This window comes from Azospirillum sp. 11R-A (genome assembly GCF_049472615.1).
GTDB classification, from domain to species: domain Bacteria; phylum Pseudomonadota; class Alphaproteobacteria; order Azospirillales; family Azospirillaceae; genus Azospirillum; species Azospirillum palustre.
The window spans coordinates 74186-87998 of the sequence record NZ_JBCEBL010000009.1 but is presented as its reverse complement, the minus strand read 5'-3'; the positions used below and the strand labels follow the sequence as shown (position 1 = coordinate 87998).

Genomic DNA, 13813 nt, shown 5'->3' with positions numbered 1-13813 from the left:
GCCGAAGCGGGGGGCGCCGCTCAGCCTTTCAGCGCCCCCCGCCGGACCAGCGAGCGCATCAGTTCGGCGATGCCGACGCTCCAGGGTTCGCAGGCGTCGCTCGGCCGCATGCGGTTGACCAGCGCGCCCAGCTTGGGCGCGGCGATGGTGACGATGTCGCCCTCCTTGTGGGTGAAGCCGCCGCCGGGGTTGTCGCGGTCCTGGGTCGGCGCGAACATGGTGCCGAGGAACAGGGCGAAGCCGTCGGGATACTGGTGGACCGGCCCAACGGTCTGGGCGACGAGATCCTCCGGATCGCGGCTGATCCGCGAGATGGAGGACAGGCCGGCCAGTTGGAAGCCCTCCGGCCCCTCGACCGTCAGGGCGACATCGGTGCTCCGCACATCGTCCAGCGTGAAGGTTCCATCGAAGAAGCGGATGAAGGGACCGATGGCGCAGGACGCGTTGTTGTCCTTCGCCTTCGACAGCAGCAGGGCGGAGCGGCCTTCGAAATCGCGCAGATTGACGTCGTTGCCCAGCGTCGCCCCGGTGATGCGGCCATCGGGGGCGACGATCAGCACCACCTCCGGCTCCGGGTTGTTCCAGGTCGATTTCGGGTGCAGCCCGGCATCCATCAGCGTGCCGACCGACGACAGGACGGGCGCCTTGGTGAAGACCTCCGCATCCGGGCCGATGCCGACCTCCAGATACTGGCTCCAGGCGCCCTGGGCGATTAGCACATCCTTGAGGCTCATTGCCGCCTCGGAGCCGGGCTTCAGCGCCGCCAGATCGTCGCCGACCAGCCGCTGCACCTCGGCGCGGATCGCCTCGGCGGCGTCGGGGTTGCCGCGGGCGCGTTCCTCGATCACCCGCTCCAGCATCGACACGGCGAAGGTGACGCCGGCCGCCTTCAGCACCTGCAGGTCGGTCGGCGCCAGCAGCCAGGGGGCATTGGCGTCACGGCTTTCCGGCGGCGTGTTGGCGAGGATGTCGGCCAGTGCGCCGATGCGCTCCCCCGCCGCAGCGGCAAGGCCCGCCGCCAGATCGGGCCGGGCGGCCAGTTCGCTCATCGTCGGGAAGGTCGCGGTCACGTCGTACACGCCGTCGGCGCGCACGGCCACCACCGACGGGCCGATGCCCGGCCGCCAGGCCCGCCCGGCCAGGGTGCCGGCATAGCCGTCGTTGGGAAGGGTGCGGGTCACATCCACGGGGAACTGGGTCATGTCGGAGTCCGAATCTTGAAATTGGGTCGGGTTACGGCACGTCGCCGGCGATGACGCCCTTGCGCAGCAGGAAACAGCCATAGGGCCGCGGATCGCCGACCTGCACGACGGCGAAGGCGCGGCGGGCGGCATCGTAGAAGGCGAACCGCTCGATCCCCTGCAAGGGCAACGGACGGCCCTCGGCGCGGTCGATCTCCGCCTGCACCTCGCCCTGGACGGCAGGAAGCGCGGCGGGGTCACCCACCACCTCCATCCGGCGCACCGGGTCGGGCACGAAGCCGTCGAGCGGGAAGACGCCGAGGATGCCGCGGGCGGCGCGCGCCATCGTCACCCCCGGCAACACGATCAGCCGGCCCGAGGTTGTGGCGCGGGCGATGGTCTCCGCCGGATGGTTGGCATCGACCAGCGCCAGATCGTCGCCATGCCCCATGGCGGCCAGCACCCACAGCAGGTCGGGGGACAGAAGCGGGTCCAGTCCTTTCAGCATGGCTCTTATCCTTGTTGGTTCAGGCCGGCACCGGCACATCCGCCGCCAGCAGCCCTTCGCTCTTCAGATCGGACCACAGCGCAGCCGGCATAACCGCTGCCATGGCGGCGAGGTTGCGGCCCACCTCTCCGGCCGTCACCGCCCCCAGCACCACCGACGACACCGCCGGATGCCCCAGGGCAAAATGCAGCGCCGCGGTGGCGAGCGGCACGCCATGGGCCCGGCAGACCGCCTCGATCCGTTCCACCCGCTCCAGCACATGGGCCGGCGCCGGGCCGTAATTGTACTTGGCGCCGGGAACGGCACCGCTGGCGAGGATGCCGGAATTGAAGACGCCGCCCAGCATCACGCCAATGCCCTTGGCCTGGGCCAGCGGCAGGAATTCCTCCAGCGCCGGCTGTTCCAGCAGCGAATAGCGCCCGGCCAGCAGCATGGCGTCGAAGTCGCCGGCCTTGGCGAAGCGGACGCACATCTCCGCCTCGTTGACGCCGACACCGATGGCCTTGACCGTGCCGTCGGCCCGCAGCCGGTCGAGCGCGCGATAGGCGCCGTCCATCGCCTCGGCGAAGCGGGCCTCGATGCGGTCGGCTCCGTGGGTCCAGACATCGACGTCATGGATCAGCAGCACGTCGATGCGGTCGGTGCCCAGCCGCAGCAGCGACTGTTCCACCGACCGCAGCGTGCCGTCGTAAGAATAGTCGATGACCGCCCGGTGCGGCAGTCCGCCAGCATAGCCCGACCCGTCCCCCCGTCCCTGCGTCGGGTCCATCCAACGCCCGACCTTGGTGCACAGCACGACGCCGTCGCGCCCGGCCTGGCGCAGCGCGGCACCGCAGCGCGCCTCCGCCAACCCATGGCCGTAGAGCGGCGAGGTGTCGAGCAGCGTCACGCCGGCCGACAGCGCGGCGACCGCGGCACCGACCGCGGCGGCCTCGTCGAGATGGCCGTACAGGTCGCCCAGCGGCGCGGCGCCGAAGCCGATCTCCGAGACGGCGATGCCGGTGCGGCCCAACGATCTGGTCGGTAAGGATTCGGCTGTCGGCGTCATCACAGGCGCAGCCCGGTGTCGGGGTTGAACAGATGGGCCAGCGCCGGGTCGGGCGCGATCCGCACCACCTCGCCGGGCTTGGCCCCGGTGCGCTCGCGCAGCACCCAGGTCAGTTCGCGCTTGCGATCCTCGCGGCCTGCTTTGCTGCCGAGCGGGCGCAGCACCATCTGGGTTTCCGACCCGGTCGGCTCGACCACCACCACTTCGGCGGCCATCCCTTCGTCGGCGAGGCGGAAATGCTCGGGCCGCACGCCATACACCGCCGGGCGCCCGTCGGACGCTGCCGGCACGCGCCCGCCCAGCGGCAGGCGGTCGCCGCCGTCGGTGGTAAAGCCGTCGCCGCCGATGCTGCCGGGGATGAAATTCATCGCCGGCGAACCGATGAAGCCGGCGACGAACATGTTGGCCGGGTTGTCGTAAAGGTCGAGCGGTGCGCCAATCTGCTCGATGATGCCGTCATGCATCACCACGATCTTGTCGGCCATGGTCATGGCTTCGATCTGGTCGTGGGTGACATAGACGGTGGTGGTCTTCAGCCGCTGGTGCATCTCCTTGATCTCGGTGCGCATCTGCACGCGCAGCTTGGCGTCGAGATTGGACAGCGGTTCGTCGAACAGGAAGACCTTGGGATCGCGGACGATGGCGCGCCCCATCGCCACGCGCTGGCGCTGGCCGCCGGAGAGCTGGCGCGGGAAGCGGCCGAGCAGCGGCCCGAGCCCGAGAATGCCGGCCGCCCGCTCCACCTTGGCCGTGATCTCGCTCTTGGCGGTGTTCTTCAGCCGCAGCGCGAAGCTCATGTTGTCGGCGATGGTCATGTGCGGGTAGAGCGCGTAGTTCTGGAACACCATCGCGATGTCGCGGTCCTTCGGCGGCACGTCGTTGACGACACGGTCGTCGATGGCGACGGTGCCGCCGCTGATCTCCTCCAGCCCGGCGATCATGCGCAGCAGGGTGGATTTGCCGCAGCCCGACGGGCCGACCAGGATGACGAACTCGCCGTCCTGGATGTCGATGGATACGCCCTTGATGATCTCGACCGTGCCGTAGGATTTGCGGACGTTCCTGATGCTGACGGAGGCCATGGGGTCGTCTCTTTCTTGGGATGGATCAGCCGCCCTTGACGGCGCCGGCGGTCAGGCCCGCCACGATCTGGCGCTGGGCGGCCACGGTCAGGATCAGCACCGGCAGCGTCACCACCAGGGCTGCGGCGGCCAGCGGTCCCCAGCTCACCTGCTCGAAGGACAGCATGTTGTAGACGGCGACCGGCAGGGTCCGCGTCTCGCGGCTGGCCAGCACGATGCCGAAGACGAAGTTATTCCAGGAGAAGATCACCGACAGGATGAAGGCGACAACGATGCCGGGCTTGGCGATCGGCAGTGCCACCTTGGCGAAGATCTGCCAGCGCGTCGCGCCATCGACCATTGCCGCCTCCTCCAGCTCCATCGGCGTCGTCTCGAAATAGCCGATCATGATCCAGATCACGATGGGCACGGTAACGACCAGATGGATGATGATCTGCGGCCACAGCGTGCCGAGCAGCCCCAGCCACTGGAACAGCAGGAACAGCGGGATCAGGAAGGACAGGCCGGGCGTCATGCGGGCGATCATGATGACCACCGCCGACTTGTGCGCCCGCATCCGGGCGATGCCGTAGCCGGCCGGCACGCCGACCAGCAGCGCGAACAGGGTGGCGGCGCCGGTGACGATCATGCTGTTCCAGAAATAGAGCAGGAAGCTGTTGCCCTCGAAGATCGTCGTATAATTCTTCCAGGCGAAGCGGTCCGGGATCAGGATCGGCGGATAGGCGCCGTTGTCGATCTCGAACTTCAGCGACAGCGACAGCATCCAGATGAAGAACAGCAGCGCCGGCGACACCAGCAGCAGGACGCAGACGGCCATGCCGGCCTTGTCCAGAAGCTTTCTCAGCGGCCGGCTCATTGCCCGTCTCCCGTATTCCAGGCGCTGCGCTGGCGCAGGTACAGCAGGATCAGCGACAGCAGGATGATCAGCACGAAGAACACCACCGCGATGGCCGAGCCGTAGCCGATGTCGTAGTAGGTGAAGGCGACGCTGTAGAGATACAGGTTGATCGTCTCCGACGCCGTGCCCGGCCCGCCCTGGGTGATGGTGTAGAGGATGTCGAAGCTCTTCAGCGCGTCGATGCTGCGGATGATGACCGCCACCATTAGGAAGGGCTTGATCATCGGCAGGGTCAGGTAGCGGAAGCGCTGCCAGGCGGTGGCGCCGTCGATCTGCGCACTCTCGTACGGCTCGGTCGGCAGCGCCGCCAGCCCGCCCAGCACGATCAGCATCACCAGCGGCGTCCACTGCCAGGTCTCCACCAGCACCAGCGACAGGATCACCGTGCTGGGGTGATAGACCCATTGCAGCGGCCCGATGCCGACCAGCGACAGCAGGTAGTTCAGCACGCCCAGCTGCGGGTGGAACATCATCGTCCACACCAGCGCAATGGCGACCGGGGTCGCCATCATCGGCATGACGAAGATGCCGCGCAGCAGGCCTCTCGCCGGCAGCTTGGTGTTGAAGGCCAGCGCCGCCGCGGTGCCGAGCACCAGCGGGACCAGGACCGACAGCGCGGTGTAAACCAGCGTGTGGACCATCGCCTCGAGGAAGCGCACGTCGGTGAACAGCCGGGCATAGTTCTGCAAACCGACGAAACGCTGTTCCTCGCCGATGCGCCATTCCATGGCGCTCATCCACAGGGTGAAGACCCAGGGAAAGACGATGACCCCGATGACGACGATCAGCGCCGGCACCACGAAGGGCCAGTAGGAGGGCCGGAGCCGCTTCGTCCTGCCGACGGAAGCGGCGCCGACCACGCGGTCAGACGAGGTCAGGATGCTCACGTCTTCTCGCTGCGCTCAAGGATCGGCTTGAAGTCGGCGGTGGCGCGCTTCAGCTCGGCCGCCGGATCGCTGCCGGAAATCATGTTGGTCAGCGCCCCGCCCAGCACGTCGCGGAACTCGGTGACCGGGATGATCACCGGCAGGGCGAGGCGGCTGATCTTCGCCGACTCGACCACGGCATCGACCCAGGCCGCCGGCATCTTGACGCCCTTGCGCACCTCGGCGTCCGCCAGGACGGAGTTGCGGAACGGCACGCCGGCCCCGGCCTGCAACAGGCGGGCGCCCATCAGCTTGCCGGTCGCCCACTGGCAGTAGAGATAGGCGGCCTCCTTGTTCTTCGACGCCGCGGTGACGCCGACGCCGTCGCCGGTGGTGGCTGCGGCATGCGCCTTCGGCCCCTTCGGCATCAGGCCGTAGCCGACCTTGCCGACGACGCGCGACTTCTCCGGATCCTCAAGCGGCGGGGCGAAGCCGACGCCGTCGAACCACATGCCGACGCGGCCCTGGAGGAAGGCCGACTGGCATTCGGCCCAGTTGAAGCCGGTGACGCCCGGCGGCGCCGACTTGGTCATCAGCGTCTGGTAGAGCTTCGCCGCCTCGATGGCTTCCGGCGTGTCGGTCAGCAGGTTGCGGTTGGCATCGACGCTGTACTGGTCGTAGCCGAGCAGCAGGCTGGTCCACACCGGCGTGTTGGCGTTCTTCATGCCGCGGGCGACGAAGCCGTAGGTCTGGCTCGACGGGTCGGTCAGCGCGGCGGCGGCGGCCACCATCTCGTCGAAGGTCTTGGGGAAGGACAGGTTCTTCTTCGCAAACAGGTCCTTGTTCCAATAGACGATCCAGTAATCGACCGAGAAGGGCAAGGCGCCGATCCCGCCCTCCGGATTACGGGCGAAGGTCACGCCGGCTTCGGAGAAATCGTCGAGGAAGCCGGCGTCGGTCAGCGCCGGGTCCTTGATGAAGGGCGTCAGGTCGGCCAGCCACTTGCCCTTTTCGAACTGGCGCTTCTGGACGTGATAGCTGATGTGCACGACGTCGAAGCTCGGCCGGCCGGAGGTCAGCTCGATCACCGCCTTCTGGCGCTGCTGCTGCTCCGGCGTCTGTTCCGACACCACGGTGATGCCGGTCAGCTCCTCGAATTCCTTCTGGTGCCTGGTCAGGGTGTCGCCGCGCGGGCTCTTGATCAGGTTCACCTCGATCTTGGTGCCGGCATATTTGCGCCAGTTGACCCCACTGGTCTGGGCGAAGGCGGGAAGCCCCGGAAGACCGAGAGCACCGCTGAAGCCCAGCGCACCGGCCGCGGCGCCCGACGCCAGAAGCCGGCGGCGCGACAAAGACATTCCGTTCGACATCGACATGCACTCCTCCCCGTTATCGCCTGGGCCTTTGATGCCCGGCCTTGTCCTGACCGGCGAACACTGTGAGCGACACGGATCCGCGCCGCCACCGATTTGATTGCTTGGTCAACGTATAAATCCAGCGCAGCCCCCTTGCAAACGAAAAACATCCTAGTAACATGTTAGTCGTAACGCGGTGGCCGTTCGGCCGGCCGTCCAGCCGCCCCTGGGAGAAATGCAAAGTGAATCAATCCACTGGCCGCTTCGGCCTGTCCTGCGCGCTGACCACGCCCTACCATGAGGACGGCAGCGTGGATCTGGCCCGCCTGACCCGGCATGTCGCCTGGTGCCTCGCCAGCGGCTGCGACTCGGTCACCCTGTTCGGCACCACGGGAGAGGGTCCGCTGCTCGGCCATGTGGCGCGCGAGCAGATGATCGGCGCGCTGAAGGGCGCCGGCATCGACTTCCGCAGCCATGTGGTCGGCGGCGTCATCGCCGCGTCGCTGCACGACGCGCTGGCCCAGGCCAACCAGCTGCTCGATGCCGACGCGCGGGCGCTGCTGGTCGCCCCGCCCTTCTACTTCAAGGGCGTGTCGGACGACGGGCTGTTCGCGTGGTTCTCCAGCTTCATCGCCAAGCTGGGCGACCGGGCGCGCGACATCATCCTGTACCACATCCCGTCGGTCACCGCGGTTCCGCTGTCCATCGAGCTGATCGGCCGGCTGAAGGCCGCCTTCCCCGACGCGATCACCGGAGTCAAGGATTCGGCCGGCGACTGGAACTACAGCCAGCAGCTTCTCGCCGCCCACCGCGACGATCTCGCCGTGCTGATCGGCGACGAGCGGGTGCTGGCCCAGGCGGTGCGCGACGGCGGCCAGGGCGCCATTTCCGGCATGGCCAATCTGGTGCCGGGCCGGCTGCGGACGGTGGTCCACCAGGGCCGCGACGACGCCGCATTGGTCGAGCTGGTGGACGCCGTGCTGCGCTACCCGGTCACCCCGGCGGTGAAGGCGCTGGTGTCGCACGCCACCGGCGACAGCGCATGGTTGACGGTGAGGGCGCCTTTGCTGCCTATGTCGGTGGCGGACACCGCGACGCTCGGCCATCTCTTCGACCGGGTGTTCGCGGATAGGGCCGCCTGACGGGGCCCTCCTGACGGGACAGCACACGGATGACGACCTCCGCCAAACGCGACTTGGCCAAACGCGACCCGGCCAAGCGAGACCGGGACTCGGTCAACCTGCGCAGCCGGGCTTACGAAAGCTTCACGCAGCGGCTGCTGGCGGACGAGATCCGCCCCGGGCAGTTCATCTCGCAGCGCGAGCTGGTCGAGCTGACCGAACTGCCGCTGGGGGCGATCCGCGAACTGATCCCCCGGCTGGAGGCCGAAGGGCTGGTGAAGACCGTGCCGCAGCGGGGGATGCAGGTCGCCCATGTCGACCTCAACCTCATCCGCGACGCCTTCCAGTTCCGCCTGTTCCTGGAACGCGAAGCGGTGGCGGTCTTCGCCCGGGAGGCGCCGGAGGCGACGGTCCGCGCGCTGCTGGACGATCACGAGCGCATCGTCGCCGCCTGCGCCGAAGCGGAAGCCGACGCCGGCACGGGCGGCGGCATCCAGCCCGCCCTGTTGCAGGAGGCGCAGGACATCGACTGGGCGCTGCACCTGACGATCGTCGACGCGCTGGGCAACGCCATCATTTCCGACGCCTACCGGGTCAACCAGATCAAGATCCGGCTGATCAAGCAGTCGAAGACAAAACTGAACACCGCCGTGCTGGTGCCGACGATGCGCGAGCATCTCGCCATCATCCACGCCATCCAGGCCCGCGACCCGGAGCGGGCCAAGGATGCCATCGGCACGCACATCCTCAGCGCCCGCGACCGCGCCATCGGCCTGCGCTGAGACCGTACCGGTTACGCGATGCCGCCCGCCGGCTGCGTCAGGCGGCGCAACGCCTCCACCGCCGCCGTGGGCGTGGTCAGCACCGGGACCGACAGCAGCGGCTGAAGCCTCGGCTGCGCCCGCGCCATCGAGAACTGGCCGAGAATGACGACATCGCAGCCGCGCAGCTGCTCCGCCGTCCCTGCGACGCGCTCGTCATGCCCCTCGCCGTCGCCGCTCTTGAGCGCCGCCAGCGCGCCGTCGGCAACCGCGACGGTGACCTCGATCCGGCGGCCGGCGGCGGCGGCCATTGCCAGCAGCTCGGTGCGCAGAGACAGGGCGGACGGGCCGAAGCTGACGACGATGCCGATCCGGTCGCCAACCGCCATCGCCGCCTCGAAGGCGGATTCGTTCGGCCGCAGCACCGGGATCGGCAGGTGCCGCTTGACCGCGTCGATGGCCGGGGCGAAGGCCGAACAGGTGAACAGGATGCCCGCCGTGCGCCCGCCCGCGCCCACCGTGCCGGCGGCATAATCGGCCAGCGTCCGGAACCGCCCCATCATCGCCTCGTCGAGCCGGCCGGCCTCCGCCAGATCGACGGCCAGCGAGGTATCGAGCAGGTCGAAAATCCGCGCTCGCGGCCAATGCGCCAGGAAAGCGGCCCGCGCCGGCGCCACCGATTCCTCCAGCGCGTGGATCAGTGCGATGCGCGGCCCCGGCATGGCGGCACCCGTTTCGGCGGTCATGCATCTTCTCCCTGCTTTGCGGTCTGTCGGGCGGCCAAGGCCAGCATCAGCCCGCGATCGCGTTCGGCCTCCAGCGCGGCGATGGAGCGGCCGGCGGCTTCCTCTGCGATTCCATCGACCAGCAGTCGGCGAACCTCCGGCGTCAGGCTCGGGCTGCCGAGCGTTGCCCAGCGCCGTTCCTGGCTCGGTCCGAGATGGTCGAGGTAATGGGCGATGCCGCCGGGGCCGCCGCCCAGATGATAGGCCATGTGGGCGCCGATCACCGACCAGCGCAGTCCCGGACCGTGCACCAGCGCCGCATCGACGTCGGCGACATCGGCAATGCCCTCCGCCACGATGTTGACCGCCTCGCGCCACAAGGCGGACGCCAGCCGGTTGGCGATGTGGCCCACCGCATCCTTCTTCAGCGCCACCGTCTCGCGCCCGAGGCCGCGATAGAAGGCCTCGGCCCGCGCCAGAACCTGCGGGTCGGCGGCGTACAGCTCGACCAGCGGCATCAGGTGCGGCGGATTGAAGGGGTGGGCGGTGATGAGGCGCTCGCGCCGCACCATGCCCGCCGCCAGATCGCTCCAGGTCAGCGAGGAGGTGCTGCTGGCGATTACCGCGTCCGGCATCGCCGCCGCCTCCACCTCGGCATAGAGGCTGTGCTTGACCGCGGTCTTTTCCGGCGCGTTCTCCTGAATCCAGCCGGCATCGCCGACGGCCGCCGCGACCGACTGCACGACGGACAATCGGCCGCGCCCGGCGGTACCGGTCCCGAGCGCCTCCAACTGGCCGAGCAGCCGTTCCACACGCTGCGGCAAGGCGGCCAGCACGGCACCGTCAGGGTCCCAGGCAACCACGTCCAGCCCGTGGGCGAGGAACAGGGCCGACCAGCTTTCGCCGATCAACCCGCAGCCAAGCACGGCAACGGGCGCGGTGGACGGCGGAGGTGGCGGCATTGCGGGAGCACTCCTGCTCAGAAGGGTCGAAAAGAGGGCCGGGCACGGATGTGCGCGGCAGGGACAGCTTGACCTTCATCCGCGACCGGGTCAATATGATGCATCATACACCGAAGCAAGATGGTCGGGTGACGGGCAGACGATGAGCAGGTTCGACCTCAGCCTTCTTGAACACGACAATCTCGGCAGCACGATTTACCAGAAATTGTGCGGGGCGCTGATGCGGGGCGTGTTCAAGCCGAATGACCGGCTCAAGATCCGCGATCTGGCCGAACGGTTGGGGACCAGCGTCACCCCGGTGCGCGATGCCATCCTGCGTCTGGTGCAGGACCAGGCGCTGGTGCTGCGCTCGCCGCGCGACATCCGCGTCCCGATGCTGACCCGCGCCGCCTATCTGGAAATCCGGGACATCCGCGTCAATCTGGAAGGGCTGGCCGCCGCCCGCGCCGCCGAGCGGGCGACACCGGCCCAGATCGAACAACTGGAAGCCCTGCTGACGCACAACGAGGAGGCGATGGCCGCCGGCAACACCGCGCTGGCGACCGAACTTAACCAGATCTTCCACTTCAAGCTGGCCGAAATCGCGGACATGCCGGTGCTGGGCGACATTCTGCGGCGGCTCTGGCTCCAGATGGGGCCGTTGATCGCCGACGTCTATGGCGGAGCCGGCCGCACGATGATCGACCATCACTACCCGCTGATGGATGCCATCCGCCGTCATGACGGCCCGGCCGCCGCCCGCGCCATCCAGGACGACATCCAACTGGCCAGCGGCCCGATCCTGGAGCGGATCGACGCCGAGGGCATCGAAGCACGACTGCAAACCCAACCGGAAACCCTGGTTTCCTGACCCCCTTCACCGGTGCCCGAAGCCGGGTCCCGCATGACGATGATGCATCAAACATTAAAGTTTCGAATGACGAGGAGAGTGCGGCCATGACACAGCGTGATGTACTGACCACCGTCGCGCCGCCGATCTCCGGGGACGAGGCCGGCGCCATGATGCTGCGGCATTTCGGGCTGACCGGCGGCGTCCGTGAACTGAGCAGCGAGCGCGACCGCAACTTCCACATCACCACGCCCGACGGGCACCGCTATGTGCTGAAGTTCACCAACCCGGCCGAACCGCAGCCGGTCACCGCCTTCCAGACCGGCGCCATGCAGCATGTGGCATCCCGCGACCCGGCCCTGCCGGTGCCGCGCGTCGTGCCGACCCGGGAGGGCGAAGCGCAGACGACGGTCCTGATCGACGGCCATCCGATGATCCTGCGGCTGCTGACCTATCTCGACGGCACGCCGCTCCATGCGGCACCGGCCTCACCGGGACTGATGCGGGCGCTGGGAACGACGCTGGCCCGGCTCGACCTCGCGCTGGCCGACTACGAGCATCCGGGCTCGCAGCGCGACCTGCTGTGGGACATCACGCGCACCGCCAGCGTCGCCGACAAGCTGCATTATCTGGCCGAAAATCCGCGCCGCCGGATGGTGGAGCGCTTCATCGCCCGTTTCGCCGACCGGGTCGCCCCGCGCCTGCCCGCCCTGCGCCATCAGGTGATCCACAACGACCTCAACCCGCACAATGCGGTGGTCGATCCGGCCGGGCATCAGGCGGTCACCGGCATCATCGATTTCGGCGACGCGCTGAAGGCGCCGCTGATCAACGATCTGGCGACGGCGCTCGCCTACCACGTCACCAGCGGCGAGACGCCCTTCGGCTCCATCGTCGAGATGACCCGCGCCTACAACGCCGTGCTGCCGCTGACGGCGGATGAGACGGAGTTGCTGCCCGACCTGATCGCGGCCCGCCTTGCCCTGACCATCTCGATCACCGGCTGGCGGGCGGCCGAATATCCCGAGAACGCCGCCTACATCCTGCGGAATGCCGAACGTGCCTTCGCCGGGCTGGAAAAGCTGACCGGCGACGAGGCCGCCACCGCACGCACTCTGCTCCACCTCGCCTGTCAGGAAGTGTGACCCGCCATGACCATGATCAACGCCTACGCCCCCGACGCCGCCGGTTCCCTGCCGGAGCGCGAGCGCGCCCTGATCGCCCGCCGCGAAAAGCTGCTCGGCCCGGCCTACCGCCTGTTCTACGCCGATCCGATCCATGTCGTGCGCGGCGAGGGTTCCTCCCTCTATGACGCCGACGGCAACCGCTATCTCGACGCCTACAACAACGTCGCCTCGGTCGGCCATTCGCGGCCCGAGGTGGTGGAGGCGATGGCGAAGCAGGCGGCGGTGCTGAACACCCACACGCGCTACCTCACCGACGGCATCCTCGATTTCGCCGAAGCCTTCCTGGCGGAATTCCCGGCGGACCTGTCGCACCTGATGCTGACCTGCACCGGCAGCGAGGCGAACGATCTGGCCCTGCGCGTCGCCCGCGTCCACACCGGCGGCACCGGCGTCGTCATCGCCCACAACGCCTATCACGGCGTCACCTCGGCGCTGGCGGAGATGTCGCCCTCGCTGGGCGCCGCGGTGAAGCTGGGCGACCATGTCCGCGTCGTGCCGTCGCCCGACAGCTACCGCATCCCGGACGCAGAGGTCGGCGCCGCCTTTGCCCGGTCCGTCGAGGAGGCCATCGCCGACCTGCGCGAGAAGGGCATCGCCCCGGCGGCGCTGCTGGTCGACACCATCTTCTCCAGCAGCGGCGTCTTCACCGATCCGGCCGGCTTCCTGGCCCCGGCGGTCGAGGTCATGCGCAAGGCCGGCGGCATCTTCATCGCCGACGAGGTACAGCCCGGCTTCGGCCGGCTCGGCACCCACATGTGGGGCTTCGCGCGCCACGGGCTGGTGCCCGACATCGTGACGGTCGGCAAGCCGATGGGCAACGGCCATCCGGTGGCCGGCGCCATCTTCCGCCCGGAGGTGATCGAGGCGTTCGGCCGCAACCAGCGCTATTTCAACACCTTCGGCGGCAACCCGGTGTCCTGCGCCGTGGCGCACGCCGTGCTGCGCGTCATCAAGACGGAGCGCCTGCAGGAGAACGCCCTGACCGTCGGCGCGCAGATGATCGACGGCATCCGCGCGCTCGCCGCCAAGCATGACCTGATCGGCGACGTGCGCGGCAGCGGCCTGTTCATCGGCGTCGAGATGGTGCGCGACCGCAAGGCGAAGACCCCGGCGCCGGAGGAAACCGCCCGGGTGGTCAACGGCATGCGCCGGCGCCGGGTGCTGATCAGCGCCACCGGCCAGGAGGGACACATCCTGAAGATCCGCCCGCCGCTGGTCTTCTCGTCCGACGACGCCAGCCTGTTCCTGAGCACGCTCGACGAGGTGCTGGCGGCGCTGTGACGGACGCGG

Annotated in this window: 14 protein-coding genes; 5 read left to right on the top strand and 9 right to left on the bottom strand. The window is 68.6% G+C overall.

Going from position 1 to position 13813, the window contains the following annotated elements; all coding sequences use genetic code 11:
• Positions 1–20: 20 nt before the first annotated feature.
• The 7 genes from VH569_RS14760 to VH569_RS14730 are packed head-to-tail and all read right to left on the bottom strand — an operon-like array spanning position 21 to position 6953.
• Complete coding sequence (locus VH569_RS14760) at positions 21–1202, bottom strand: fumarylacetoacetate hydrolase family protein (RefSeq protein ID WP_423316021.1); 1182 nt, start codon at positions 1200–1202, stop codon at positions 21–23.
• Between the two features lie 31 nt (positions 1203–1233).
• The gene (locus tag VH569_RS14755) at positions 1234–1689 is read right to left on the bottom strand and encodes an RbsD/FucU family protein (RefSeq protein ID WP_423316020.1); all 456 of its coding nucleotides are present in this window, start codon (positions 1687–1689) and stop codon (positions 1234–1236) included.
• 19 nt (positions 1690–1708) lie between these two features.
• Positions 1709–2737 (bottom strand): aldo/keto reductase, encoded by a 1029-nt coding sequence (locus VH569_RS14750; protein WP_423316019.1) that lies wholly within the window; start codon positions 2735–2737, stop codon positions 1709–1711.
• Positions 2737–3819, bottom strand: a complete 1083-nt coding sequence (locus VH569_RS14745; RefSeq protein WP_395456308.1) for an ABC transporter ATP-binding protein — start codon at positions 3817–3819, stop codon at positions 2737–2739. Before VH569_RS14745 ends, VH569_RS14750 begins: the two co-directional genes overlap by 1 nt.
• 25 nt (positions 3820–3844) lie before the next feature.
• Positions 3845–4675: a carbohydrate ABC transporter permease gene (locus tag VH569_RS14740; RefSeq protein ID WP_423316018.1), complete on the bottom strand. Its 831-nt coding sequence runs from the start codon at positions 4673–4675 to the stop codon at positions 3845–3847.
• Entirely contained in the window at positions 4672–5604 is a 933-nt protein-coding gene (locus VH569_RS14735; protein WP_423316017.1) for a carbohydrate ABC transporter permease, read from the bottom strand. Before VH569_RS14735 ends, VH569_RS14740 begins: the two co-directional genes overlap by 4 nt.
• Complete coding sequence (locus VH569_RS14730; protein ID WP_423316016.1) at positions 5601–6953, bottom strand: ABC transporter substrate-binding protein; 1353 nt, start codon at positions 6951–6953, stop codon at positions 5601–5603. Before VH569_RS14730 ends, VH569_RS14735 begins: the two co-directional genes overlap by 4 nt.
• 227 nt (positions 6954–7180) lie before the next feature.
• Here VH569_RS14730 and VH569_RS14725 point away from each other — a divergent pair, with 227 nt between their 5' ends.
• Positions 7181–8080 carry a dihydrodipicolinate synthase family protein gene (locus tag VH569_RS14725; protein WP_423316015.1) on the top strand — a complete coding sequence of 300 codons (900 nt, stop codon included), beginning with the start codon at positions 7181–7183 and terminating at the stop codon, positions 8078–8080.
• Positions 8081–8109: 29 nt separating this feature from the next.
• The gene (locus VH569_RS14720) at positions 8110–8841 is read left to right on the top strand and encodes a GntR family transcriptional regulator (protein WP_423316014.1); all 732 of its coding nucleotides are present in this window, start codon (positions 8110–8112) and stop codon (positions 8839–8841) included.
• Positions 8842–8852: 11 nt separating this feature from the next.
• On the opposite strand, the gene VH569_RS14715 is transcribed toward VH569_RS14720, so the two are convergent.
• Positions 8853–9566, bottom strand: a complete 714-nt coding sequence (locus tag VH569_RS14715) for an aspartate/glutamate racemase family protein (RefSeq protein WP_423316013.1) — start codon at positions 9564–9566, stop codon at positions 8853–8855.
• On the bottom strand, positions 9563–10507 hold the full coding sequence (locus VH569_RS14710; RefSeq protein WP_423316012.1) for a 3-hydroxyacyl-CoA dehydrogenase NAD-binding domain-containing protein: 945 nt from the start codon (positions 10505–10507) through the stop codon (positions 9563–9565). The genes VH569_RS14715 and VH569_RS14710 overlap by 4 nt, the downstream gene beginning before the upstream one ends.
• A gap of 142 nt (positions 10508–10649) precedes the next feature.
• On the opposite strand from VH569_RS14710, the gene VH569_RS14705 reads away from it, so the two are divergent.
• The 3 genes from VH569_RS14705 to VH569_RS14695 all read left to right on the top strand — a co-directional run bounded on the left by VH569_RS14705 (position 10650) and on the right by VH569_RS14695 (position 13804).
• On the top strand, positions 10650–11357 hold the full coding sequence (locus tag VH569_RS14705; protein WP_423316011.1) for a GntR family transcriptional regulator: 708 nt from the start codon (positions 10650–10652) through the stop codon (positions 11355–11357).
• An 86-nt stretch (positions 11358–11443) separates the two neighbouring features.
• The gene (locus tag VH569_RS14700) at positions 11444–12481 is read left to right on the top strand and encodes a phosphotransferase (protein WP_423316010.1); all 1038 of its coding nucleotides are present in this window, start codon (positions 11444–11446) and stop codon (positions 12479–12481) included.
• A gap of 6 nt (positions 12482–12487) precedes the next feature.
• Positions 12488–13804 (top strand): aspartate aminotransferase family protein, encoded by a 1317-nt coding sequence (locus VH569_RS14695; protein WP_423316009.1) that lies wholly within the window; start codon positions 12488–12490, stop codon positions 13802–13804.
• Positions 13805–13813 lie beyond the last annotated feature (9 nt).